At 69.0% G+C, this 24,224-nt stretch carries 23 protein-coding genes; 9 read left to right on the top strand and 14 right to left on the bottom strand.

Features of this window, described 5'->3' with window-relative positions:
- Positions 1 to 70: 70 nt before the first annotated feature.
- Both ACWDGI_RS21150 and ACWDGI_RS21145 read right to left on the bottom strand, forming a co-directional pair.
- Entirely contained in the window at positions 71 to 961 is an 891-nt protein-coding gene (locus ACWDGI_RS21150) for a carbohydrate ABC transporter permease (RefSeq protein ID WP_450761130.1), read from the bottom strand.
- A 63-nt stretch (positions 962 to 1,024) separates the two neighbouring features.
- Positions 1,025 to 2,296: an ABC transporter substrate-binding protein gene (locus tag ACWDGI_RS21145; RefSeq protein WP_450761128.1), complete on the bottom strand. Its 1,272-nt coding sequence runs from the start codon at positions 2,294 to 2,296 to the stop codon at positions 1,025 to 1,027.
- 168 nt (positions 2,297 to 2,464) lie between these two features.
- On the opposite strand from ACWDGI_RS21145, the gene ACWDGI_RS21140 reads away from it, so the two are divergent.
- From ACWDGI_RS21140 to ACWDGI_RS21130, 3 genes are all read left to right on the top strand, one after another.
- The gene (locus ACWDGI_RS21140; protein WP_450761126.1) at positions 2,465 to 3,487 is read left to right on the top strand and encodes a LacI family DNA-binding transcriptional regulator; all 1,023 of its coding nucleotides are present in this window, start codon (positions 2,465 to 2,467) and stop codon (positions 3,485 to 3,487) included.
- Between the two features lie 593 nt (positions 3,488 to 4,080).
- Positions 4,081 to 5,019 (top strand): L,D-transpeptidase, encoded by a 939-nt coding sequence (locus tag ACWDGI_RS21135; RefSeq protein ID WP_450761381.1) that lies wholly within the window; start codon positions 4,081 to 4,083, stop codon positions 5,017 to 5,019.
- 97 nt (positions 5,020 to 5,116) lie between these two features.
- On the top strand, positions 5,117 to 6,790 hold the full coding sequence (locus tag ACWDGI_RS21130; protein ID WP_450761124.1) for an esterase-like activity of phytase family protein: 1,674 nt from the start codon (positions 5,117 to 5,119) through the stop codon (positions 6,788 to 6,790).
- A gap of 154 nt (positions 6,791 to 6,944) precedes the next feature.
- Here ACWDGI_RS21130 and ACWDGI_RS21125 read toward each other — a convergent pair whose 3' ends face one another.
- On the bottom strand, positions 6,945 to 7,463 hold the full coding sequence (locus ACWDGI_RS21125; RefSeq protein WP_450761122.1) for an adenylate kinase: 519 nt from the start codon (positions 7,461 to 7,463) through the stop codon (positions 6,945 to 6,947).
- 383 nt (positions 7,464 to 7,846) lie between these two features.
- Here ACWDGI_RS21125 and ACWDGI_RS21120 point away from each other — a divergent pair, with 383 nt between their 5' ends.
- A complete protein-coding gene (locus ACWDGI_RS21120; protein WP_450761120.1) occupies positions 7,847 to 8,407 on the top strand; it encodes a hypothetical protein in 561 nt (186 codons plus the stop codon).
- Between the two features lie 114 nt (positions 8,408 to 8,521).
- Here ACWDGI_RS21120 and ACWDGI_RS21115 read toward each other — a convergent pair whose 3' ends face one another.
- From ACWDGI_RS21115 to ACWDGI_RS21100, 4 genes are all read right to left on the bottom strand, one after another.
- Complete coding sequence (locus ACWDGI_RS21115) at positions 8,522 to 9,163, bottom strand: class I SAM-dependent DNA methyltransferase (protein WP_450761118.1); 642 nt, start codon at positions 9,161 to 9,163, stop codon at positions 8,522 to 8,524.
- 115 nt (positions 9,164 to 9,278) lie between these two features.
- Positions 9,279 to 9,806 carry a hypothetical protein gene (locus ACWDGI_RS21110; protein WP_450761116.1) on the bottom strand — a complete coding sequence of 176 codons (528 nt, stop codon included), beginning with the start codon at positions 9,804 to 9,806 and terminating at the stop codon, positions 9,279 to 9,281.
- Between the two features lie 78 nt (positions 9,807 to 9,884).
- Entirely contained in the window at positions 9,885 to 11,564 is a 1,680-nt protein-coding gene (locus tag ACWDGI_RS21105) for a TerD family protein (RefSeq protein WP_450761114.1), read from the bottom strand.
- A gap of 447 nt (positions 11,565 to 12,011) precedes the next feature.
- Positions 12,012 to 12,467, bottom strand: coding sequence for a DUF3761 domain-containing protein (locus ACWDGI_RS21100; RefSeq protein ID WP_450761112.1), 456 nt, complete (start codon positions 12,465 to 12,467; stop codon positions 12,012 to 12,014).
- Positions 12,468 to 12,911: 444 nt separating this feature from the next.
- Here ACWDGI_RS21100 and ACWDGI_RS21095 point away from each other — a divergent pair, with 444 nt between their 5' ends.
- Positions 12,912 to 13,265, top strand: a complete 354-nt coding sequence (locus ACWDGI_RS21095) for an antibiotic biosynthesis monooxygenase family protein (RefSeq protein WP_450761110.1) — start codon at positions 12,912 to 12,914, stop codon at positions 13,263 to 13,265.
- Positions 13,266 to 13,342: 77 nt separating this feature from the next.
- Entirely contained in the window at positions 13,343 to 13,927 is a 585-nt protein-coding gene (locus tag ACWDGI_RS21090; RefSeq protein ID WP_450761108.1) for a hypothetical protein, read from the top strand.
- Positions 13,928 to 14,016: 89 nt separating this feature from the next.
- On the opposite strand, the gene ACWDGI_RS21085 is transcribed toward ACWDGI_RS21090, so the two are convergent.
- On the bottom strand, positions 14,017 to 14,412 hold the full coding sequence (locus ACWDGI_RS21085; RefSeq protein ID WP_450761106.1) for a MerR family transcriptional regulator: 396 nt from the start codon (positions 14,410 to 14,412) through the stop codon (positions 14,017 to 14,019).
- Between the two features lie 68 nt (positions 14,413 to 14,480).
- On the opposite strand from ACWDGI_RS21085, the gene ACWDGI_RS21080 reads away from it, so the two are divergent.
- Complete coding sequence (locus tag ACWDGI_RS21080) at positions 14,481 to 15,812, top strand: MFS transporter (protein ID WP_450761104.1); 1,332 nt, start codon at positions 14,481 to 14,483, stop codon at positions 15,810 to 15,812.
- A gap of 109 nt (positions 15,813 to 15,921) precedes the next feature.
- On the opposite strand, the gene ACWDGI_RS21075 is transcribed toward ACWDGI_RS21080, so the two are convergent.
- From ACWDGI_RS21075 to ACWDGI_RS21065, 3 genes are all read right to left on the bottom strand, one after another.
- The gene (locus ACWDGI_RS21075; protein ID WP_450761102.1) at positions 15,922 to 16,833 is read right to left on the bottom strand and encodes a GlxA family transcriptional regulator; all 912 of its coding nucleotides are present in this window, start codon (positions 16,831 to 16,833) and stop codon (positions 15,922 to 15,924) included.
- A 10-nt stretch (positions 16,834 to 16,843) separates the two neighbouring features.
- Positions 16,844 to 17,443 carry an isochorismatase family protein gene (locus ACWDGI_RS21070; protein WP_450761100.1) on the bottom strand — a complete coding sequence of 200 codons (600 nt, stop codon included), beginning with the start codon at positions 17,441 to 17,443 and terminating at the stop codon, positions 16,844 to 16,846.
- A gap of 528 nt (positions 17,444 to 17,971) precedes the next feature.
- On the bottom strand, positions 17,972 to 19,216 hold the full coding sequence (locus tag ACWDGI_RS21065) for an NADH:flavin oxidoreductase/NADH oxidase family protein (RefSeq protein ID WP_450761098.1): 1,245 nt from the start codon (positions 19,214 to 19,216) through the stop codon (positions 17,972 to 17,974).
- 95 nt (positions 19,217 to 19,311) lie between these two features.
- Between ACWDGI_RS21065 and ACWDGI_RS21060 the strand changes: the two genes are divergently transcribed.
- Complete coding sequence (locus tag ACWDGI_RS21060) at positions 19,312 to 19,920, top strand: TetR/AcrR family transcriptional regulator (RefSeq protein WP_450761096.1); 609 nt, start codon at positions 19,312 to 19,314, stop codon at positions 19,918 to 19,920.
- 66 nt (positions 19,921 to 19,986) lie between these two features.
- On the opposite strand, the gene cynS is transcribed toward ACWDGI_RS21060, so the two are convergent.
- Together cynS and ACWDGI_RS21050 are read right to left on the bottom strand one after the other, a co-directional pair.
- On the bottom strand, positions 19,987 to 20,436 hold the full coding sequence (gene cynS, locus ACWDGI_RS21055) for a cyanase (protein WP_450761379.1): 450 nt from the start codon (positions 20,434 to 20,436) through the stop codon (positions 19,987 to 19,989).
- Between the two features lie 174 nt (positions 20,437 to 20,610).
- Positions 20,611 to 21,234 carry a DJ-1/PfpI family protein gene (locus tag ACWDGI_RS21050; protein ID WP_450761094.1) on the bottom strand — a complete coding sequence of 208 codons (624 nt, stop codon included), beginning with the start codon at positions 21,232 to 21,234 and terminating at the stop codon, positions 20,611 to 20,613.
- A gap of 97 nt (positions 21,235 to 21,331) precedes the next feature.
- Between ACWDGI_RS21050 and ACWDGI_RS21045 the strand changes: the two genes are divergently transcribed.
- Entirely contained in the window at positions 21,332 to 22,669 is a 1,338-nt protein-coding gene (locus ACWDGI_RS21045) for an aminotransferase-like domain-containing protein (protein WP_450761092.1), read from the top strand.
- Here the strand turns inward: ACWDGI_RS21045 and ACWDGI_RS21040 are convergent.
- A complete protein-coding gene (locus ACWDGI_RS21040) occupies positions 22,660 to 23,916 on the bottom strand; it encodes an alpha/beta hydrolase family protein (protein ID WP_450761090.1) in 1,257 nt (418 codons plus the stop codon). The genes ACWDGI_RS21045 and ACWDGI_RS21040 overlap by 10 nt on opposite strands.
- Positions 23,917 to 24,224 lie beyond the last annotated feature (308 nt).

Genomic DNA, 24,224 nt, shown 5'->3' with positions numbered 1-24,224 from the left:
CGCGGCGCCGGTACTGCCCGCGGGGTCACTGTTCGCTCCTGGGCCGTCGGCCGGTGCGATGTCGAGGTGCTCACAGGTCCACCTCCCGGCGGCGCAGCAGCGCGGTCACGGACAGCGCGATCACGATCGAGACGGCGAGCAGCAGCATCGCGACGGCCGAGGCGTAGCCGTAGCGGTCGTCCGTGAAGGCGAGCTGGATGATGTAGAGGGCCGTGGACTGCGTGGAGTTGGCCGGGCCTCCGGAGGTGAGCACCGCGATGATGTCGTAGAGCTTCAGCATCGTGATCAGCGAGATGGTGACGCTGATGGTGGTCCCCGGGGCCAGCATCGGGAACGTGATCCGGCGGAACCGCTGCCGGCGGCCGGCCCCGTCGACCATCGCGGCCTGGTACAGCTCGACGGGGATCGACTGGAGCGCGGCCAGGTGGACGACGGTGGTGAACCCCGTCAGCACCCAGGCCGCGACGATCCCCACGGACAGGACGGCCAGGTGCGGGCTGCCCAGCCAGGTGATCGGCTTGTCGATGACGCCCAGCGAGACCAGGACGTTGTCGAGGATGCCGTCCCGGGCCAGGATGTAGCGCCAGACGTAACCGACGATGACGCCGGACAGCACCTGTGGCAGGAACGCGACGGTGCGCATCATCCGGAAGCTCAGCGACGTCCTGTTGAGCAGCATCGCGAACCCGATGCCGGCGGCGTTGGCCACGATCGTCACCGCGCCGGCCAGCAGGAGGGTGAAGCCGAGACTTCCGGCCAGCGCGCTGTCGTGTGCCATCTCCGTGTAGTTGGAGACTCCGACGAAGTCGGCCCGCGCCAGCAGCGGGTTCTCGTCGGTGAGGCTCTTCCAGGCGCTCATGATCACGGGAACGACGATGAACAGGACGTACAGGCCCAGCGCGACCAGCGCGATCGAGGTCAGCGCGGGGTCGCCTCGGCGTGGTGGGACTCGGGTGGTCATGGCTCTTCCCTCGGAGGAGATCTGCGGCACCGGAGCCGGTACGGCCGGGGCCGGTGACGTGGCTTACTTGGTCGCCGAGTCCCAGGCGCTGTCCAGCTTCGCCAGCTGTCCGTCGACGTCGTCGGACGAGAACAGCGCCTGACTGGCCGCGTAGAAGGCGTTGTTGAGGCCGGAGGGCATGGAGTCGTCGTTGGTGGCCCAGCCGAACGACGAGACCTTCGTGTTCTGCTGGGTGACGTAGGAGTAGGAGTCCTTGAAGACCTTGGTGGCGTCGATGCCGTAGTCGTCGAGGGTCTTCCCCTTGAGCATCGGGAACGCGCCGTCCCCCTCGATGAGCGCCTTGTAGTTGGCGGGGTCCAGCGACCAGGCCTCGGCGAACGCGGTGGCCTTGGCCGGGTCCGGCGTCCTGGCGCTGATCGCCATGGAGCCGCCCACCGAGAACGGCACCACGAGCGACCCGTCCTCGGTCGGGGTGAGGAAGGCACCGAAGTCGTCGGCGTGGTCCTTGGGCACCGCTCCGAGGAACCAGCTGCCCATCATGTACATCGCGGCCTTGCCGGAGGTGAAGTTCGTGATGGAGTCGGCGTACTTGACGCCCAGGGCGCCGTCCTCGAAGTAGCCGTCCTTGACCATCGTCCGGTACTTGCCGACCGCCGCCTTGACGTTGGCGTCCGTGAACTTGACCTTGCCGGCGTAGCGTTCCTTCAGCCAGTTCGGGTTCTTGCCCAGCACGTCGGCGGAGACGATGCCGACCAGCGGCATCGAGGCCGAGAACGGATCGCCGCCGCCCAGTTCGACCGGGGTGACGCCGGCGGCTTTGAGCTTGGCGCACACGGCCATGAACTCGGACCACGTCTTCGGGGGCGCGGCGATGTGAGCCTTGGTGAACAGCTTCTTGTTGTAGAAGACCTCGGGGATGATCTGCGAGTTGGTCGGCGGGATGTAGACCTTGCCCTTGTAGGCGTTGCCCTGGGGCAGCAGGAAGTTGGCGTCCACCCACTTCTGGTCGTACGGCCTGAGCAGCCCGGCCGTCGCGAACGTCGACGGGGTGATCGACTGGAGCAGATCCGGGAACTGCCCGGAGGCCTGCAACTGCTTGGCGTACGCGTCCCGGTCCGTGCTCGGCGCGACGATCTTCTTCACCGTGACGCCCGGGACCTTCTTCTCGGCGCCCGCGATCGAGGTGTCCCAGAAGGCCGCGGTCAGGCTGGGGGTCTCGAAGGTGAGGTAGGTCAGGGTGCTGCCGCCCTTCCCGCTTCCGGTCGACGCGGCAGAGCATCCGGTGAGGGCGAGCGCTGCGGCAAGGCAGACAACGGTCGGACGTTTGCGCCTCATGGAAGTCTCCTGAAGGGACGATGCGGCCCGATGGACGGTGGCGGACGGGACAGGGTCGACGCCGCGTCATCCTTCGAGATAACGTTATCCCGAGGATAGGAGCGCGTTGCGGGAATGTGTCAAGGGTCGGTCTGATATCGGTCCGATGTCTCGAGGAGGAGTTGCCGGATGACGCGAGCACGGCGTGACAGCGGGGGACGGCCCAAGCGCCCGACGATGGTCGACGTCGCGCGCGAGGCCGGGGTGGCCCTGCGCACCGTCTCACGGGTGGTCAACAACGACCCCACGGTGGGGCCCGAGTACGTCGTCAGGGTCGAGGCCGCGATCGCCGCGCTGAACTACCGCCCGGACGACCGGGCCCGCCAACTGCGCACCGGCGTCACCGGAACGATCGGCGCGGCCGTCCGCCGGATCGCCGAGGTCAACCCCGAACTGGCCGCGATCGAGCGAACGGCCCGGGACGCGGGCCTGACCCTCTTCGCCGCCTCCACGGACTTCGACGAGGCCAGGGAACGCGACGTCCTGATCTCCATGTGCCGGCAGCGCCTGGACGGCATCATCGTCGAACCGTTCGGCGAGAACCACGCCTACCTCCAGCCGGAGTTGGACGCGGGGGTGCCGCTGGTGGCCATGGACCGGCCGATGAGCGGGATCTCCGTGGACTGCGTCATGTCCGACAACGCCTCCGGGATCGGCATGGCCTTCCACCACCTCCGCCAGCACGGCCACCGCCGTATCGCCTACATCGGTGACAGCGAACGCGTCTTCTCCGGCCGGGAGCGCGCCGCGGCCTTCCGTGCGGCCCTGCGCGCCCACGGCGAGGCGGTCGAAGGCCTGGTGCACCCCGGCGAGATCACCCCGGAACGGGTGGCCGCCGCCCTGGACACGGCACTGCACGGCCCGGACCCGGCGACCGCCCTGGTCACCGGCAACATGGACACCACGCTCACGGTCCTACGACACCTCGGCCCCCAGGCGGCCTCCCGCCTGGCCCTCGTCGGCTTCGACGAAGTCCCCCTCGCCGACCTGCTGCAACCCGCCCTCACCGTCATCGCCCAGCAGACCTCCGAGATCGGCCGGACGGCCGTCGAACTGCTCCGTGCCCGCATCGCCGACCCCGGCCGCCCGGTGCAGTCCGTGATCGTCCCGGTCACCTTGAAGGTCCGCGGCTCCGGGGAGGTACGCGCCTGAAGTCTCGGATGACGGCGCCGTCCGGGTCTCTCGGGGCCGGCGGAGAGGTGTCGGGCCGCTGGCATCGCATGCGCGATAACGTTATTTGAAATGTAGCTGCCGAGCCCGGCCGCCGCGGTGTCCGCGGTGTCGTTCGGAACCCGCTGGGACCGCGGTGCGAGGCCTTTCGATGGGGGGCAGAGGCGCAGGCGCAACCGCGACGACCGCCACGGCCGCCAGGTCGTGGAAGCCGGCCGCTGCCGACGCCGCTCGCCACCGGGTCCTTCGAGGCCATCGTGACGATCCCGACCGCTGGGCGCTCGCGACCTCCGAGGCGACGGTGACGATCCCGACCGCTGGGCGCTCGCGACCTCCGAGGCGACGGTGACGATCCCGATCGCTGGGCGCTCGCGGCCTCCCGCCTGACCCGCACCTCCTGCGGTGCGCACCGAATCTTGGGGCATGCTTTACGCGAGACGGGCAACCGTGGGCCATGCCATGACTGTCTGACAATTAGTCGGGTGTCGGGCCCGTAGGGGCCGAAGAACGAGAGAGTGGGGCAGACCGTGAGGCGGCGCAAGGGCGGCATAGGGATCGCACTCGTCACGGGCATGATGGTGGTGGGTGCGAGCGCCTGCGGCGGGGGCGGCAGTGACAAGGCGAGCGGTGACGACGCGAAGGCGTCGGTGAAGCCGAGTGCGAGTGCCTCGCCCACACCGACGAAGCCCGCGGGCCCGCCGATGCTGCTGGACACGATCACCCCGCAGACGGGAACCACGGTCGGTGTGGCCATGCCGATCTCGGTGATCTTCACGAACCCGGTGGCGGCCAAGGCACGGGCCACCGTGGAGAAGCACTTGAAGGTGAGCGCCTCGCAGCCGGTGGCCGGCGCCTGGCACTGGATGGGTGACCGGCGCGCCGACTGGCGGCCGAAGACGTACTGGCCCTCCGGTACGACGGTGAAGATCGACGCCGACATGAAGGGCGTCAGCAACGGCAACGGACGCTACGGCGTGCACGGTTACACGCACACCTTCAAGATCGGCGACGACGTACGCGCGGACGTCTCGGTGACCAACCACACCATGAAGGTCACCCGGAACGGCCAGACCGTACGCACCCTGTCGATCAACGCCGGCAGCGCCGAGTATCCGACGTGGAACGGCACGATGGCCGTCATCGACAAGCAGGAGAAGGTCCACATGACCTCCTGCAGCGTCGGCATCAGCTGCGACAAGGGCAGCCCCAACTACTACGACCTGACGCTGCCCTGGGACGTCCACCTGACCCAGTCGGGCACCTACGTGCACTACTCGACCGGCGACCCGAACCCGGGCAGCGGCAGCGCCCGCGGCTCGCACGGCTGCGTCCACCTGTCCATGTCGGACGCCAAGTGGTTCTACGGCCAGGTCAAGCAGGGCGACCCCGTGACCATCACCGGATCGCCCCGCGCCAAGGCCCCGGCCGACAACGGCTACGCCGACTTCAACCTGGGATGGGACCAGTGGCTCGCGGGCAGCGCCTCGGGGGAGCAGACGACGGCGACGCTCTGACGCGCTGAAACCCCAAGAACGAATACAGGCCCGTTTTGAACTGACGGTTCACCCAAAAACGACTCAGAGTTCATCACTGACCTACAAGTTCATGGGCATGACCTCAAGACCTCGCTTGCGCAAGCGCACCCGGATCGGCATAGCGATCGCTGTCACCGTCGCCGTGGCGGGCACCGGCACAGTCGTGGCACAGGCCCACGGCTGGCTGTCCGCCCCGGCGCACGACTTCGACGCGGCCGCCGACTCCTTCTCCGGCCACGACAAGGTGACCGGCGACGTGCTGCGCAACGACTCCGGCGCGACCGCCGTCGTGCGGCACACCGACCCGTCCCACGGCACGGCGACGGTCAACGCGGACGGCACGTTCACGTACACGCCGAGCACCGGCTTCAAGGGCACCGACACCTTCACGTACACGGCGACCGACGCCGTACAGCTGTTCAAGGACACTCAGCCGAACGGCGCCCCGCTGCCCTCGCTCGCGACGGTCGCCGGCCCGGGCGGCACCACCACCCAGATCTCCGGTGAGGGCTACGGCTCCTCGCTCGCCCCGGTGCCGGGCCGGTCGGGCTACTTCTACGGCCTCACCGACCGCGGCCCCAACGCCGACGCCCCGGACGGCAACAAGTCCGAGATGCTCACCGACTTCACGCCGCAGATAGGCGAGTTCAAGCTGGTCAAGGGCAAGGCCGAGCTGGTCAGGAAGGTCACCCTGAAGGGGCCGAAGAGCCTTGGCGGCGTGCAGTACAGCGGCCGTCCGCCGCACGACACCAGCGAGGTGATCGACGACGTCACCGCGACGAACGCCAACGGCGGCACTCCCACGCCCGTCGCCCGTGATCCCTACGGCTACGACTCCGAGGGCCTGGTGGCGCTGCCCGACGGCACGTTCTGGGTCTCGGACGAGTACGGTCCGTACATCACGCACTTCGACCGGAACGGCTACGAACTGGGCCGGCTGACCCCGTACAAGGACAGCCAGGACAACCAGTACCACAAGATCGTCGGCTACCTGCCTGCCGAGCTGGCCAACCGCCTCAAGAACAAGGGCATGGAGGGCCTGACGGTCACGCCGGACGGCTCGACGCTGGTGGGCGTCATGCAGGCCGCGCTGCAGCAGCCGGATCTCGGCAGCACCAAGGCGTCCAACCTCGCGCCCACCCGCATCGTCACGATCGACCTTCGCACGTGGAAGACCAAGCAGTACCTGTACCTGCTGGACGACCCGGCCACCACGGGTGACGCCAACAGCGAGATCACGGCGCTGTCCGACACGAAGTTCGTCATCGACGAACGAGACGGCAACTTCGAGCCGTTCGCCCAGAAGTCCCTCTACGAGGTCGACATCAACGGCGCGACCGACGTCAGCGGGCTGACGATCGGCGGCAAGTCGCCCGAGGCGTTCGTCGGCAAGGTCGGCACCAACGCCGCGCTCACGGCGCTCACCGGCGCCGGCGTCCAAGTCGCGCAGAAGCAGCCGTACCTCAACGTCGGGACGCTGGTGAGCCAGCTCGACCCCAGCGGGAAGTTCTTCGCGCACGACAAGGTCGAGGGCGTCGCCACCACGGACGCCGGCAAGACGCTGTACCTGTCCAACGACGACGACTTCGGCATCGACACCATCGCCGTCGACCCCGACGGGAAGTGGACCGTCCACCAGAAGGTGCTGCCGCCGACGGGACAGACCGACAGCGGCGAGATCCTGAAGGTCGACACCACCAAGTTGCCGGCCGTGCTGAAGACCGTCACGGTGACGATCCGCGTGAAGTGACGCACGCACGGAGCGCCCCGCCCCGGGCCCGTCCACTCCGGTGGACGGGCCCGGGGCGGCAACGGGCGGACCAGGCGTGAGCCGTTTGTTCGGACCGGGCCATACCGGAGTGCCGATCCGTCGGAGATCGGGGCCGGGTGGCCGGTCCGCCGGGTCAGAGGGTTGTCAGCCAGGCCGTCGTGTGATGAGGGCGGCGCAAGTGGACTGTCTGCAGCGGGGCGAAGCGGGGATCGCGGAGACGGCGCTCGATTTCACGGTGGCGGGCTTTGTGCTGCGTCCAGGCCCACCAGGCCGGGTGTTCGCGGCTCAGCCAGTCCGTCCAGGTTTCCCTGTTGCCGCCGAAGAGGACCTCGCGGGTGACGGTGCGGCGCAGGGACCGGCGCAGAACGCGGGGCATGATGACGCGTTTCGGGTAATCGAGCCAGATCACGGTGTCGGCGCGGTCCCACAGCAGGTCACGGACTTCGGGATATCCGAGGGAGTCGATGATCCAGCGGGGTCCGGCAGTGAGCTCCGAGACGTCCTCGGCCAGCTTGCTGTTGGTGGCCCAGCTGGGGCCGTTGAAGTACAGGGCGTCCATTTCGTGGTACGGCAGGCCCAGGCGGCTGCTCAGGTTTCGGGCGAGGGTGGATTTCCCCGCGCCGGTCACGCCCACCACCAGGATCCGTTTCACCGCTGCACCCTATCCCGGCGGCCGGGGAGGGGCGTTTCCTGCCCCACGCCAGGTCCACATGTATCGACGATGGCTTTCCTGAACCGGCGGAGGTGCGCGATCGAGAGCTCCTACTGCCGGCCCGGCATCGACGGCGCTCAAAGAGAAGGGCGAAGTCGAGGGCAGGATCGGCTACTTCCTGCGCAACCACTTCAACGCCGCGCCTTCTCTGGACTTCACGGCGTGTGAATCACACGTCGTCTCGTTGTAGCGCGATCGACGTTCCGAGTGGACCGAGCCGCAGCCGACCCCGCGGTTGGCGCCCGCCCCGGCGGCGGACTAGGTTTGCGGCCGGCAAGGGACGACCAAGCGGGGAGGGGCGCATGGCCAGGTTGGACGATCTTGTGCAGCTGTTCGGCACGCCTCCGGCACGTGACGCGTCTCCGGAGGACTGGGCTGAGGTCGAGGAGTACGTCGGCTCGGCGCTGCCGCACGACTTCAAGGCGTTTCTGGACGCCTACGGCACGGGCGTGATCTGCGGCGAGCTGGTCGTCTTCAACCCGCGAGGTTCCAGTCCGCTGATCACGAGGATGCGGAAGATCCACGAGTCGTTCGGCCGGTCGTGGCGACGTGAGTCGGAAGCGTATCCGTTCCGGTTCCATCCCGAGCCCGGCGGCCTCATCTCCTGGGGCTACGACTACTCGGGCGATGAGCACTTCTTCTGGCCGTGCGCTCCAGAGCCGGACCGCTGGAAGATTGTCACCAACATCAACGGAGCCGACCCCGAGGTCTTCGACGGACCTTTCACCGACTTCGTTCTCTCCTTCGTCAAGCGCCTGCGCGGGGTGGATCCGTATCACGGGATCGATTCGGATGCCCTGGAGTTCCTTGAGCCGGAGGACCTGAACGAACTCGCAGAACGTGGCGAGATCGGCCCGGTCAACCCGAGCTTCGAGCCGCTCTGACCTGATGGGTGCGTGCAGCTGACCGAGGACTGGACGCTTCATCGGCGTGGCGGTCTTGGAGAGAACGACCTCTCAGGCGTCGTAAGGCCCGTAGTTCAACCCACTTTTCAGAGATCAGCTACTCCGTGCGAAGAGAATCGCTTGTGAGGTCTTGCCTTCTGGGGCCAGCAGCATCTGCGCCTCTACCTCGAATCCGGCGTGGCGTAGCCAGGTGGTCACTTGGTCAGGCTGACGACGGTGGACATGGATTCTCATCGGATGGCCCCCGTACCCCTCGGTCTTCAACCGTGATTCGTTGCCGACGTGAAACAGGAGCTGCAGCACTCCACCGGGCCGCAATGCGCGATGGAAGTGCCCGAGCACGGTGGGCAAGTCTTCATCGGGAACGTGGATCAGTGACTGCCAGGCCAGCAAGCCGACCACCGAGGCAGCGGGGAGGTCCAGCTCCGTCATCGACCCCACCTCGAACCGGAGGCCGGGATGATCGCGCCGGGCCACGTCGATCATCCCAGGAGAGAGGTCGATACCGAAGGCGTCGATACCGAGGGTGTGCAGGTAGGCGGTGACGTGTCCGGGGCCGCAGCCGACATCCGCGACCGGCCCGCCGCCTGCGGCCCGCACGCTGTCGGCGAACAACGCCAATGCCGCCCGAACGTACGTGGTCCCGGCGATGGCATCGCGTACCTGGTCGGCGTAGCTGACCGCCACCGTGTCGTACGAGGTTCGAGTGTCCGTCAACCAGCCGTCCGTCCCCATGGCCGACACGCTAGCCCACGGAGCCTGCTCCCACTGGCAGCCCATCTGCCCGCCGCCTGCGCACCTCGTTCTGAAATGACCAGTGACGGCCCGTCGCGAGTTGCTACCCGACTTCTTACGTGCTGCTGTGGCAGCCGAGTTGGGCGTCTATCTGTGCGGCGGTTCTGGCGCCGTCACTGGTCCAGTACTGCCCTTCGGCAACGTGTGCCGCCCTGAGCTTGCGGACGTTGAAGACATCCCCGGTGCCGTCCTCGGTTCCGGCGAACGTGACGGAGATGTCGAGGTTCGCCGGCAGTGTTTTCGGCTGTGTTCCTGAAGACGCTCTGAGGAAATCGTCCGCGTTCCACAACGTGACCACGCCTCGCTTTCCTTCCCGGGTCTTCGGGCCGCTTGCCCGCCACAGCAGCCTTTCGGAGTCGCTGTCGTAGACCTCGACCGTCCCCACCGTGTCCGTGGGACAGGCCGGCATCTTGACCGAGATGCGGGAGCCGTCGATCCGGGCGCCCGCCAGGATGGTCGTCGCCGGGTCGGACATGCTGTAGACGCCGTACACCCACGTGCCGGCGGCGGTGAGGACGGTCAGGGCGAGTACCGACCCGATGAGCACGAAGGGCCAGACCGGTCGTCGCCGAGGCTGGACCAACAGGGATATCCCCTCTCTCCGTCCGGCGCGGGGTTCCGGCCTGTGGTGGTACGGACTGCCTGCTGCTCTGCTGACTGGCTATGTGACGTTGACGCCGTAGGCCCGGGCGAGTCCGTCGAGTCCGTCGGCCCAGCCTTGGCCGATGGCGCGGAGTTTCCAGACCTGCCGGCCGTTGCTGGTGTGTCGGTAGAACTCGGCGATGGCCATGGCGCGGACCTCGGGGTCGCGAGGCGGCTGGAAGGTCCAGGCGGCCCCGGTGGCACAGTCCATGTACAGAGCGGAGTGGGTGAGGGCGCCGCAGGTGGCACCGGTGTCGACGTCCATGTTGACGGCGACCGTGACGCGCTGGATGTGGGCGGGCAGGGCGACCAGATGAAGGGCCGCGCGTTCGACGATGTGGGGGCCTTCGGGCTGCTTGCCCATCAGGCGGGCCGCGCCCTGCGCGGCAGAGGGCTGGTTGTAGAAGACGAAGTCCTCATCACAGGTGACCTGGCCGTTGGTCCCGGTCAGAAAGAGGGTGAGGTCGGCGTCGGCGCCGGCGAAGCTGAAAGCGATGAGCAGCCCTTGCCAGGCTTCCTCAGGCAGCTCCAGGTTCTGTCCCGGCGTGAGCGCGTTCTGTCCCGGCGTGAGCGCGGTCGCAGGGGCGCGGCTCGGCAGCGCAGGAGCGTGGGTCGGCGCCGGGGGAGCGTGGGTGGGCGCCGGAGGAGCGGGCGGCGGCGTCGGACGGGCGGTCTGGGCTTTCCACTCGGCGAAGGAGCGGATCCGGTAGCGGTCCGGCAGGGGAGCCGAGTGCGCGGCAGGGACGTTGGCGCGCAAGTCCCCGTCGAGGTCGGCCAGGGTCCCCTCGCCGGATCCGGCCTCGTCCTGGGCGTGGTCGAGAAGGCTCTGCAGGCCGGGTAGCCGGCTGGTGTCCAGTGGCTTGATGGCACTGGACAGATTCCCGGAAGCGGTAGTGGTGACCGAACAGGCCACGTCCTGGCCGATGTCGAGGAACCGCAGCGCGTCGGTCGGCTCCCGCCAAGGGCCGGCTTCGACGGCCTGGCGCGTCCAGCGGCCGTAGGCCACGAATCCCAGACGCTGAGTGTCCGGCAGGCGCGTGAGCACGGCCAGGTCAACGGCGGTGATCCCGGGCGCGACAGCGAACGCTTCCTTGAGTGTGGCGACGATGTTCGACCCCATCGAGGTGAGCCACCACAAAGTGCGGTCCCGCTTGCTCAGGGTCTTGAGAGTGGGGCGTCCGCTGGGGGTGACTCCCGGCATCTGAGCGGGCAGCGAGTCGATGTCCTGCTGCCGCATCAGCACGGACAGGACAGTTCCCTCGACTCCCACCGCGCAGCCGGCGGCGGCGTTGTCGGAGAAGGCGTAGTTGACCGTCTCGCACACGGTCTCCTCGTCGTTGCCGGCCAAGGCCTGCCACCACTGACCGGCCTCGGCGGTCAACTCGCCGTGGACGGCGCGCAGGCGGGCTTCCTCGGAGGCCAGGTAGGCCGGAGCGTCTTCCTCGGCCCTCCGCTTGGCCGCGGCCCGCTCGGCGCGGGCGAACACTCCCAGGCCCGCCAGATGGTGGGCCTGGGCTTCTGCCAGGGCCCAGGCCAGGCTCAGCTGCTGGGGCCCGGGCACCACCGGCGGCCGGGCCGGGGTGAAGGACTGCAGGTGGACACTGGTCGTCTGCGGCCGCAGCTCCGTCAACTGGGCGATCGCCGCGTCCCGTTCCGCCTCCTGCTGGGCCCGCTCGGCCTGTCGCCTGGCACGCTCCAACTGCGCTGCGGACGGGGCGACAGTCCGCGAGCGGGTCGTACTGGTACGGCGGCGCCCTCCGCCCAGGGAACTGGAGGCATAGAGCGGGCCCACTCCCGAAGAGATCCGCGTACCGCCGCTGCCCATGCTGATGCGCGCAGCGCGGGGCCCCACGGAGGTCCGCACACCCCGGGTCGAGACCCGCACACTCATCCCCGGCACACCCACACGAAAGCCGAAAGCCATGGTTCCTCTCCGTTCCTGCCTTCCTCACGCACGGCACACTGCTCGCTCCACGTGCCCCCTCCGCCGCCAGATCGCACCCCGGCCGCCCCGCACGGCACGGCCGCACTTCGATCGGCAGGACGTCTGAGGTCTGGCAGCCGACGGCTCCACTCCGGGCCTGTGCCATTCCGCCCGACCGCAGCCGCGGCGCGGCGGCTCAGCAGCGACGCCGCGGCGCACCTGCTACCTGTAGAAGACGGCGACACCGCCGTGATGGGAACACGCTCCCTGGTGATGGGCGGCGTAGCTGTAAGTGCCGTCATTGCACAAGGCGGTGGCCCCTCCCGCACCCCCCGTGCCGCCGGAACTCGACGAGCCTCCCGATGACGAGCCACCCGACGACGAACCACCGCTGCCGCTACCCGAGGAGCCGGAACTCGACTTGTGCGTGGCCACCGACGCCGGCTTGGCCGTCTTGGTCACCGTGACCGTGGGGGCCGGGGCCGCCGACTTCGTCATGGTGACCGTCGGGGCGGGCGCCGCCGTCTTCGTGGCGGTCGCGGTGACGGTGACCGTAGGGCGCGGCGCGGGACTGGCCGCGCTGGAACTGCCACCACCGAACGCGGCACCGACGGCGAGCAGCGTGAAACCGCCGACCCAGACGCGCTTGCGCTTGTGCAGCGGGCGAATGTCAGGCATGCGGACAGGCTCAGGTGGACGGACGGCCCACGGCCCGGGCTGGTACTGGCTCACGCGAGGATCCCCCCATGACGGACGCCCGGACACACGCCACGGGGTAGTCGCGTACTTTACAAAACATCCCCATAATCTGCGCAAGCCCCACGACCATCCTTAATGTCTCGCCCCGACGTTCCCGGTCGGGGCGGGCCGCCCCGCCGACCGGCCCATGGAAGCCGAACTCCTCAACAGGCCTGCGGAGTTGGTCGCCGACACGTCGGATCATCGGGCTGCCTGTTTGTCCGGCCCCTGCCCCTGCCCCTCCCTCTGCCCCTGCACGCGACCCCCACCGATCCACGTTCCGGCCCCTGCGACGGCCGGCTTCGGTCAAGAGCTCGATCCCTTATGTATCCCGTTCAGGAAAGACGCTGGATCGCTGGGCGTATCCCGCCCTACGGTGGCGTCATGAGCGATCATTCCGAAGCGCCTGTCACGCCTGTCGAGGCCTTTGAACCCCCCTACTACGTGGCTGTCTTCACCTCGGTGCGGAGCCAGAACCAGAGCGGCTACAGCGAGACCAACGCGCGCATGGAAGACCTGGTGAAGGACGTCCCGGGGTTCCTGGGGATGGATCACGCACAGACTCCCGGCGGGCTGGGCATCACCGTCGGGTACTTCCGCGATGCCGACGCCCTCACCGAGTGGCGGACCAACGCCGAGCACCGCGCGGCGCAAAGGCGTGGGCAAGCGGAGTGGTACCAGAGCTACTCGCTGCATGTGGCGAAAGTCGAGCGGAGCCACGGGTTCACGCGAGCGTAGGGCCCCGCGGACCCCGACAGCGGACTGACCAACCGAAGTCGCGGATCGCGCTGGACACCGAGGCGGCGAACGAGGAGGTGCTGCCCAACACCATCGACCGCCACGGCCGTGTCGATCTTTTGTGCATCGACGGGCTGGGCTGTATGGAGCTGGACCGCAGGGCTGCTGAGCTGTTGTTCCAGATGCCGAGGGAGCGGAAGGAGAAGAACAACAACCTCGCCACGGCCCGAGTCGGGATCACTCGGGTCCGGATCGCCCAAGTCCGGGCCGCGGCACCTGTTCCGGCGGCCTACCTCGCCCGGCCCTCTCCCGTTGGTCGGCTGAACGGTCACTTGGCCAGTCCTCGGGGGAGAGATCATCATGTGGGGATGTCTGAGAATCACTTCTCTGCAGCACCGGCTGTAGTGCGGCTCCCTCGGTACACGAAGACAGACCAGGACCACGCTCGCACGATGGGTCCTCAGCACGCGCTCCTGTTCTGCCGGCCTCCCCTTGTGCCGCTGTACCAGCGCCTCGGATGGCACCTCGTCGACAAGGAGGTACTTGTCGAACAACCCGAAAACCGTCTGGTGACGATGCCGCTGCGGACCATGGTGACGCCCTTGAGCGACACCGCGCAGTGGCCCTCGGAGCCAGTGCGTCTCTTCTCCCTCCCGATGTGACGGGCCCCTTCCGCGAGGGCCGTCCCCTCGGACAAGCACGCGGAGGCCAGATTGGCCACGCTGAACGAAGCCGCCGGCTTCGTCTGGCTTCAGGTGCTGCGCAGTTGACCGGGTGCAACCGGGGCGCGGTGCTGCTCCACCTCGCCCAAGTACTCGGTCATCGCGTCCCGGTTACGGGTGAGCACCTCGATCCGGTCGGTGAGCTTGTCCCGTTCCGAGGTCAGCAACGCCAGCATCTCGGGGGTGGCGTCCGGGAAGTGAATGGACCTGGGCTTGTCCAGGCACGGCAGGATCTGCTTGATGATCCGGGTCGGCAACCCTGCCGCCAGCAGACCGCGTATCTGCTTCACGCGGTCCGCATACCGCTCGTCGTAGTCCCGATACCCGTTCATCGACCGATCCGGCACGATCAGGCCCTGCTCCTCGTAATACCGCAGCAGGCGCCGGGGCACGCCCGTCAGGCGGGACAGTTCACCGATCCGCACATGCTCGAGAGTAACCGCGGGGCCCGAGCTTGACCATCACATCAATGTGAGGGTTTCACGATCAGTGCATGACGACCACAACAGCCTCTCCGACAAGACGTGACGCCCTGCCCTGGTCCGCGCTCCTGGCACTGGGCACCGCGGTCTTCATCACCAGCCTGACCGAGACCCTCCCGGCGGGCGTCCTCCCGCAGATGTCCTCCTCTCTCGGCGTCAGCTCCGGTGCGGCGGGCCAGGCCGTCACCGTCTACGCCGCCGGGACAGCCCTGACCGCCATACCCGTGGCCGCTGCCACAGCGGGAATCCGGCGCAAGCCGTTGCTGCTGGGCGCCATGACCGTATTCCTGGTCGCGAACACGCTCACCGCTGCCGTGCCCGGCTACACGGTCCTGCTCGTCGCACGGTTCCTCGCCGGCGTCGCCGCCGGACTCGCGTGGGCCATCCTTGCCGGATACGCGCGGCGTATCGCGCCTCCCGGTCAGGAAGGCCGTGCCATCGCGATCGCGATGACCGGGATCCCCCTGGCGCTGTCGCTGGGTGTTCCCGCCGGGACGCTGATCGGGCAACAGATCGGGTGGCGAGCGTCGTTCGCCGCCGTTTCATTGATCACCACCGCCGTCCTCGGGTGGATCAGGTTCAGCGTTCCCGCCATCAGCCGGCCGACGACAGCAGCAGAAGAGCCGCAGCCGACCACCCGGCAGACGCTCCGGGTCCCTGGGGTCAGCACCATCATGGTCGTCGTCGTGACCTTCGTCCTCGGCCACACGATCATCTACGCGTACATCGCGCCGTACCTACGGCACGCCGGCCTCGCCACCGCAGTGGACGCGATCCTGCTGGCCTTCGGCATCGCATGCCTGGTCAGCATCTGGTACACCGGCCGTCACATCGACAGCCACCTTCGTGGGCTCGCGCTGACCGCCGCAACCCTGTTCACTGTCGCCACGGCCGCCTTCGCCGTCACCACGGCACAGGCCATCGTCTGGGTGGCAGCCGTCGCGTGGGGCCTGGGATGGGGCGGTACACCCACGCTCCTTCAGACCGCAGCCGGTCATGCCGGGATGCAACGCAGCCCAGCCATCGCCGAAACCGCGCAAGCCATCCTGGTGACCTTGTGGAACGCGGCCATGGCACTCGGCGGCATCATCGGCGGCACACTCCTGCAGCGCGTCAGCATCACCGCCGACGCCATCGCCGCGGCAGCGCTCGGAGTCCTCAGCCTGACCGTGATCACGCTCACGCGAAAGCATGCCTTCGCCACAGCGGACCAGGAGGCACCATGGGTCGACCCGTCGGGCTCCGTCCCCTCGAACACCTCGGCCGGCCATACCCCGGCCCGCGCACCTGTGCCTCGGCCAGCGACTGGGCGAGGCGCGGCCAGCGGGACGGATCCCCGCTGAAGACCCTGCTTACGGCAGGAGTTGAGCGTTCGGTTCCGTGTGGAGATATCGCCGTCCGCGGACCCGAGCCGACGGAAACGTTCTCCGTCGTGGCGTGCGCTGCCGCCGGTCAGTGCTCGCGTGCTCGCAGGCGACGCAGCATGCGCGGGTCCTCGAAGCCGACCGCGCGGGCGGCGGCATCGACCGTGGCGCCGTGGGTGAGGAGGTGCTCGGCGCGTTCGAGACGGAGGGTCTGCTGATAGCGCAGTGGGGTGAGGCCGCCGGTGGCGCGGGTGAAGAGGCGGGTGAGGGTACGTTCGCTCACTCCCACGGTCGCGGCCAGGGTGGCCAGGGGCAGCGGCTGGTCGAAGCGGGCGTCCAGCAGGTCCTGGGCGTGGTGGACGGTGTCGTCGAGGTGGGATCGGTACCTGAGCATGGCGCTGGCCTGCGGGTCATGACCGTTGCGCCGGGCGTAGACGACCATGTCCCGGGCCACCTGTGCGGCGAGGGCAGGGCCGTGCCGGGTGGCGATGAGGTGCAGGGCCAGGTCGATGCCGCTGGCGATGCCGGCCGAGGTGACCACCCGGTCGTCGGCGGTGTACAGAACGTCGCGGATGACCGTCGTCCTGGGGTAGCGGCGGGCGAGCTCGTCCTGCACATCGTGGTGGGTGGTGCAGCGGCGGCCGTCGAGCAGGCCGGCCCGGCCGAGCGCCTCGGCTCCGGCGCAGACGCTGGCAACGGTGCCGCCCCTGGCGTGGTGGTCCCGCAGAGACTGCAGGGAGGCCGCGCCGATGGCAGGGCCGCCTGCCAGGGTGGGCGCGCGCCAGCCGGGCACCACGATCATGTCCTCGGGGCTCAGCTCGGGCCAGTCGAGCCCGGCCGCCAAGGGCAGGCCCTGAGCGGTGGGGACCAGCGGCTGCTCGGCGACGTAGCTGAGCGTGTAGGGCTGCCCGAAGTCGGCGGCCGTGGAAAAGACCTGAGCCGGACCTGCCAGGTCCAGCAGATGGAGTCCGGGCACCAGGAGGAAGGCGATGTGGCTCACGATCCGGTCATCATGCCCGAGGTCCGGCCGAAGCCTCCAGTTGCCCGACAGTGGCGATGGTGGCGAAGCGTCCGGCGAGGGCGTACTCGGTGCGCCTGATGATCTCCTCGGCGCTCAGGGTGCGGGGGTCCGACAGCAGGTCGGCCACGCTCTGGTCGGCGGGAGCGTCACGGTGCGGGATGGGGTTGGTCGCGGTGGCGTCGACGACGAAAGTGACCGAGTAGCCGAAGTCGCTCGCGACGCGGGTGGTGGTCTCCACGCACTGCTCGGTTCGGATGCCGCAGACGGTGAGCTCGTGGATGCCGCGCTCGGTGAGGAGTTGTTGCAGGTTGGTGGTGGTGAACGCGTTGTGCGAGGTTTTGTGGATCAGTGGTTCCGTGTCCAGGCGCTGCAGCTCCTCCATCAGCCGGACATGGCCGAGGGCGGGGTCGAAGACATCGCCGCTGCCGGGCTCGGAATGCAGTACCCACACCACCAGGTCGCCGGCCTGGCGGGCGAGCCGGACCAGTCGGTCGACCTGGTCGGCGATCTTCGGGTTGGAGATGGTCTCCCACAGCGGGCGGGCGCGGAAGGATTCCTGGACGTCGATGACGATCAGCGCTCGTGTCATGCTCCCAAGCCTGACCGTCGGGGCCGGAGCGGCGAAAGGTCTCATCGGGTCCGGGTGCGGACCGATCCGGTCACGGTGGACCGGTGGACCGGTGGACCGGTGGACCCGTGGACCCGTGGACCCCAGGGACCCGTGAACACGCGCCGCGCGTTCGCCACCACGCTCGCTTTCCCAGGGGGACCAGGACCCAGCGCCCGGATCGGGGTCCGTACAGGGAAAGCCCCGGCTGGACGGGGGAGGCCAGCCGGGGCCGAAGGTGGTGGCGTGCGGAGGGCGGTCGCCTCTCGGCGGGGTGCTCCATGGGGCTTCAGCCGGACGATCGTCCCCATGGGCTGTAGGTGAGGCCCGGGGACACCGTCCCCTCCGCAGCCACGTACAGAAGAACAGCGAACTGCCCTTGTCTGTTCCTCCGTTGACGCCGTCCGGGCGTGTGAACTGGAGCACGTCGTGGGGTCCTACGTCTCACGAGCGACACCGGCCGGCCAGGTGTGCGGCTGCGTCGCCACCCGGACCTGCCCGATGGCATCCCTACGCGGCGTCCTGTGACGCGGACAGCCAGGCACGGTAGCGGCGCAGGGCCCGTCGCTGCCTGCGCTGCTCGGCGACGAGGGCGAACGCCGGGTGGGTGCGGGGTGTGGGGCGGCTGCCGCGGGCGATGCGGCGCATCTGGTGGCGGACCTGCGCCATGCCGGCGGCCGAGGCGAGCGACTTGTCGGACCAGGTCACCGGACGAAGCTGTGCGTCGGCCTCGTGCCCCCGGCGCCAGCGGTCGGGCAGGTCCGGGGTGACGGCGAGGGCCGTGCCCATTCCGATGATCTCCACGCCGCTGTCGAGGACCTTCTCGGCGGTGGCGTGCCGGGTGATGCCGCCGGTGAGCATCAGAGGCAGCGGGCTGGTCTTGACCAGGTCTTTCGCCAGATCGAGGAAGTACGCCTCACGGGCCTGGGTGCGCGTGTCGGCGGGCCGGCCCGACATCGCCGGGCTCTCGTAGCTGCCGCCGGACAGCTCGACCAGGTCGACGCCGAGCGGTGCGAGCATCTCGATCACCTGACGCGCGTCGTCGGCGTCGAAACCGCCACGCTGGAAGTCGGCGGAGTTGAGCTTCACCGCGACCGCGAAGGACGGGGAGACGGCGGCGCGCACGGCGCGGACGATGTCCAGCAGCATCCGGGCCCGGTTCTCCAGCGATCCGCCCCACTGGTCGGTGCGCTTGTTGACCAGGGGGGAAAGGAACTGCGACAGGAGGTAGCCGTGCGCGGCGTGGACCTCCACGCCGTCGAAGCCCGCCTGCTCGGCGCGTTGGGCCGTGACGGCGTACCGGGTCACGGTGGCCTGGATCTGCTCGGGCGTCATGGCGACGGGGCGGCCGAAACGGCCGCTGTGCTTGCCCAGGTCGACGGCGACCGCGGACGGACCCCAGACGACGCCGGGCATGTCGGATCCGATCTGGCGGCCGGGGTGGTTGATCTGCATCCAGATCGCCCCGCCACCGGCCTTGCCGGCCTTGGCCCATTCGATGAACGGCTCGAGCGGTGCCGCCTCGTCGAGGACCACGCCGGCGGGACCGGTCAGCGCCTCGGCGTGGACCATGACGTTGCCGGTGATCAGGAGTCCGGTGCCACCGGTGGCCCAGCGCCGGTACAGCCCGAACAGCTCCTTGCCCGGGAGTTGGCCGTTTCCGGCCATGTTCTCCTCCATGGCCGCCTTCGCGATCCGGTTGTTCAGCACCTGCCCGGAGCGCAGGGACAAGGGCGAGAACAGCTTGCTGGTCATCCGAGTTCTCCTCTCGATCTCGATCGCCTACGATGTATACGGCGTTCACATTAGGGCAATGATGTAAGCGACGTAAACATGAGGGAGTGTGAGCTATGCCGCAAGCGAGCAGTTCGTATCACCACGGTGATCTGCGCGCTGCCTGTCTGCGCGCCGCGCGGGAACTGCTGGAGGAGGACGGCAGCGCCGGCCTGTCCCTCCGGGCGGTGGCGCGGCGGGCCGGCGTGTCGGCGACCGCTCCCTACCGCCACTACGCGGACCGTGACGCGCTCGTCTCCGCCGTCGCCGCGCAGGGCTACCGCGAACTCGCCGAGTACCTGGCCGCGGCGCATCCCTCGCCCACTACTCCCGACGGGCTCGCGGCGGTCGCCGTTGCCTACGTCCGTTTCGCGCTGGAGCGCCCGGCGCTGTTCCGGGTGATGTTCGCGGAGCCCTGCGACCCGAACAGCGAGGAGCGGGTGAGCGCGGCCGCCGCCGTCTCCGAATACGTCCGCGGTATCGTCAGCGGCGCCTTCCCGGGCGCCGATCCTGACGCACTGTCGGTCACGGTGTGGGCCCTCGTCCACGGACTGGCGTTCCTGCACCTCGACGGCAAACTCGACACCTCCAGCCCCGAGGTGGTCGCCGATCAGGTGCAGGCGGCCGTCCACGCGCTCTTCACCGCTACCGCGGCGGTGTCACGGACAGCGCCGGCCACACCGTAACGACCAGGCAACGGCATAGCGGATCCCGTGGCCCCGGCATCCGCTCGGAGGCCACGCAGGAAGACCTCAGTCACTGGGCCAGTTGTAGGGCAGGAACTTTCCGTCGAGGGTGATGACGACGTGCTCGGCCCCGTCGTGGATCGTGCGCCCGATGTCCAGCTTGAAGTTGATCGCGCTCATGATCCCGTCGCCGAACTGCTCGTGGATCAGCTCCTTCAAGGCCGGCCCATAGACCTGCAGTGCCTCATAGAGGCGGTAGATCGTCGGATCGGTCGGCACCGCGGTGGGAAGGCCGCCGCGATACGGAACGGCGGCGAGCACCGGCACGGCTTCCGCGGGCAGCTCGAGCAGTTCGGCGACCTGACGCGCGCTGTCGGGCGGGAGCGGGTGCTGCCCGAGCAGTGCCGCGGTGGTCCACACCAGCGGCCGGCCGATTGCGTCAGCCAGCTGCTGCCACGTGATGCCCTTGGCCAGTCTGCTGGAGACGATCGCAGCCGTTACCTCGTCACGGTTCATGCCCGGTCGATGGTCGCTCGGTGCCGGTTGCGCACCGCCGGACGCCGCGTCCTTCTCCGCGTCGTGCATCGCTTCGAGACCTCCCTGTCCAAGGGTCCGGTGGGTGTCGGGCCGCGAACGACCGGCCAGGCTGCCGAGGGGGCTTTCCGGCCGGTCGCCGCCTGCGACTGGTGTTCAGACGAGCGCCGGCGCGGGAGCAGGCAGGTAGGGAGTGATGTTGCCCCAGGCGCGCTCCATGTATTCCTCCTTCTCACCGACCGGGGCCACATAGTGCAGCGCGGCGTCGGCGGCCTCCTTGCCCGCGAGGCGGGCGATGATCCAGGCGGCGAGGTAGTGCGAGGCCAGGCAGCCGCCGGCGGTGGCGATGTTGTCCCTGGCGTAGAAGGGCTGGTTGAGTACCTCGACGCCGGCGGCGACGACCCAGGGCTTGGTGATCAGGTCGGTGCAGGCGGGGATTCCGTCGAGCAGGCCGAGCCTGGCCAGTACGAGCGCGCCGGAGCACTGCGCCGCGATGAGCTGGCGCGAGGGGTCCAGGTCGCGCAGGACGTTCATGATCGCGGGGTCCTCGACGACCTCGCGGGTGGCGATGCCACTGCCGACGATGACGGCGTCGGCGGCGCACGCCTCCTCAAGAGTGGACATCTGCTCGATGACCACCCCGTTCATCGACGTCACCTTGGGGCCGGGGGTGGCGATGGTGACGCGCCAGTCGTCGCTCTTGACGCGGTTGAGCACACCGAGCGCGATCAGGGAGTCGAGCTCGTTGTAGCCCTCGAAGGTGAGGATGGCGATGTGCACGGCGGCTGTCCTTTCCGGGTGTCCGGTGGGTGGGGTCTTGACGGTAGGGAGCCGCGAACAGGACAGTCAAAGAATTGTCATGCGTACAATCCGGTGCATGGCAGCCTCGCGGTACAAAGCACTGGTCGACGCGCTCGCATCCGACATCCGGACCGGCCGGCTCGCCGCGGGCGTACGGCTGCCCACGCACCGCGGGCTCGCCGCCCGTGAGGGCATCGCCGTGGTGACCGCGACCCGGGTGTACGCCGAGCTGGAGACGATGGGCTTGGTGAGCCGCGAACAGGGCCGCGGTACGTTCGTGCGAGAGATCGCGGTTCCCGCCGGCCACGGCATCGATCAGCAGGTCATCGCGACGGATGCGGTCGACCTCAACTTCAACTATCCGTCGCTGCCCGGGCAGGCCGATCTCCTTCGGCAGGCCCTGCGAGAGGTGGCCACCTCCGGTGACATCGACTCGCTGCTGCGCTACCAACCGCATCGAGGCCGCCCCCAGGACAGAGCCTCGATCGCACGGCACCTGAGGCGTCGAGGGATCACCACGGACGCGGATCGGATCCTCATCACCAACGGTGCCCAGCACGGCCTGGCCGTCACCGTCATGGCCGCGCTCAACGCCGGCGACGTCGTCGCGGTCGACGCGCTCACCTACCCGGGTTTCAAGGTGCTCGCGCATGCCTTCCATCTGGACCTGGAACCCGTACCCGCAACCGCCGACGGACCGAACCTCGACGCCCTCGAGAAGCTGTGCGCGACCCGCCCTGTGCGCGCGATCTACACCATGCCCACCCTGCACAACCCGCTGGGGTGGGTCATGCCGGCAACGGACCGTACCCGCCTGGTCGAGATCGCCCGACAGCACGGTCCCCTCATCATCGAAGACGCCTCCTACGCCTACCTGGTCGAGGACCCTCCACCGCCTCTGGCCGCGACCGCGCCGGACATCACCGTCTACGTCTCGGGACTGTCCAAGAGTGTCGCCACCGGCCTCCGGGTCGGCTTCGTCGTCGCCCCGCCTGCCGCCGTGCCGTCGCTCGAACGCGCGATTCGGGCGACCACCTGGAACACCCCGGCCCTCACCACCGCGATCGCCTGCCGCTGGCTCGACGACGGCACGGTGGACCAGTTGGAGGCGCGGAAACGAGACGACGCCAGGGCCCGCCAGGCACTCGCCGGACAGGAGCTGGCAGGACTGCCGCTCATCAGCCACCCCTCGTCGTACTTCACATGGCTCCCGCTGCCCGACGACGCACGCGCCGATCGCCTGACCGCCACCCTCGCCCGTCAGCACATCTCGGTAACCACGGCAGAGCCGTTCACCACCTCGATCCACACACCGCAGGCGATCCGCCTCGCCCTGGGCTCAACCGATCTGGACACTCTCCAGTCGACTCTGCGTACGGTGCGACGAGTCGCCGTTGAGGACGCCTACGCCTGAACGCCCCTCCGTACGGTGTCGAAGAACCGTACGACCTGCGGTGCCGACACCGCCAGCGAGCCGAAGTGGTCAACGTTCCCCTGGTCGACCACCCGTACCGTCGCCCGCTGGCCGGCGAGGGTGTCGGCGCAGGTGCGGGTGTTGCCGATGGGGATGTCGGTGTCGCGGTCGCCGGCGTACAGCCGCACCGGCACGTCAGGCTTCCAGTCACAGGTGTGGTCGGCCGATCGCATCGCGTCCAGCAGGGGGCCGGCCGGGTGCCGCAGCCGCTCGTGGAAGGCGGGCGTGAACAGCTGCTTCACCGAGGGGGCGAGCGCCTTGACGACGTCTTCCTGCTCGTGGTTCCCGTCGAAGAGGGACTCGACGCGACTCGCGTACGGAGCGCGGAAGACCTCGGAGGGGTCCTTGTAGATCGGGTGCAGGCGGTTCTGCGCGACCAGCCAGTACGAGATGTAGAAGACGCCGCTGGTGTCGTTGACCCGGCCGTCGTACAGACCCGGCATCTCCTGGCCTTCAAGGTCGTACGGCCCGCTGACCGGCGCGAGGGCCTTGAGCCGGAAGTGGCGGTCGGCGCCCTGCGCCAGCGCCTTCCCGAGCGCCATCGCGACCTGGCCGCCCTGTGAGAACCCGGTGGCGTACACGTCGCCGGTGAGCGGGCGGCCGAGCCGGTCCGCGGCCGTGCGGGCGGCCCGCAGCATGTCGACGGAGGCCGTCAGGGACGAGGCGGTGTCCATGTACGGGTGCAGTCCCGGTCCTTCCCCCAGCCCCAGATAGTCGGGCGCGGCGACCGCACGCCCCGCACCCGCGTTCAGATAGGACGGGATCCGGCCGAAGTCCTCGCTCGCAGAGGGCGCGTAGAGGCGGTGGACCATCGTGCCGTGTGTGTCGGAGACCAGGTCGAGGCGGTGCGCCCCGCCCTTGGGGAGGGTGAGGAGTCCGGTCGCGGTCGTCGGCCGGCCGTACGGATCCACGGTCCGGTAGGTCAGCCGGTACGCCCGTACGCCGTGACGCACCGGGTCGGTGGCGACGTCCTGCCCGGCCAGGAACTCCTTGACCTGCCGGATTCCGCGGTCGGCGACCGGGGTGACCGAGACGAGGGTGCCCCGGGGGCCGTGGTGCTGCTCACCGGCCGCGGCGACCGGAGCGACCGCGAGCGCGGCGAGCAGCACGGCGGCCACTCCGGCGAGCCCTCGCCGCGCCCGCCAACTCGTGTGCGTTTCCAATGATTTGTGCGGCTCATGACTCATGACGCAGACGGTACGGAAGCAACCTCCACGTCGAAATCCAGGAGACCCCCGACTCCTTGGTGGACTTGAGTGCACCCAGCCCGTCCGGCCGACAGCACAGTCGGGCCGGCCCTGGTGCAGGACACGTCCCCTTCCAGGGTCGGCTACCGGATCCTGGGCGACTGGGGCGAGATCAGTCCGCGGACGGAATCGCCCTCGCTGTCCATGGATGGTCTGCAGTACCTCGTTCCGCGCCCGTCACTGTCAGAGGTCCCGCATACGGTTCTCCCATGGATCGCCGGCGGTCGTCGCCTCGCCAAGAGGACAAC

This window comes from Streptomyces sp. NPDC001220 (assembly GCF_053597895.1).
This window is presented reverse-complemented; position numbering and strand designations above follow the sequence as displayed.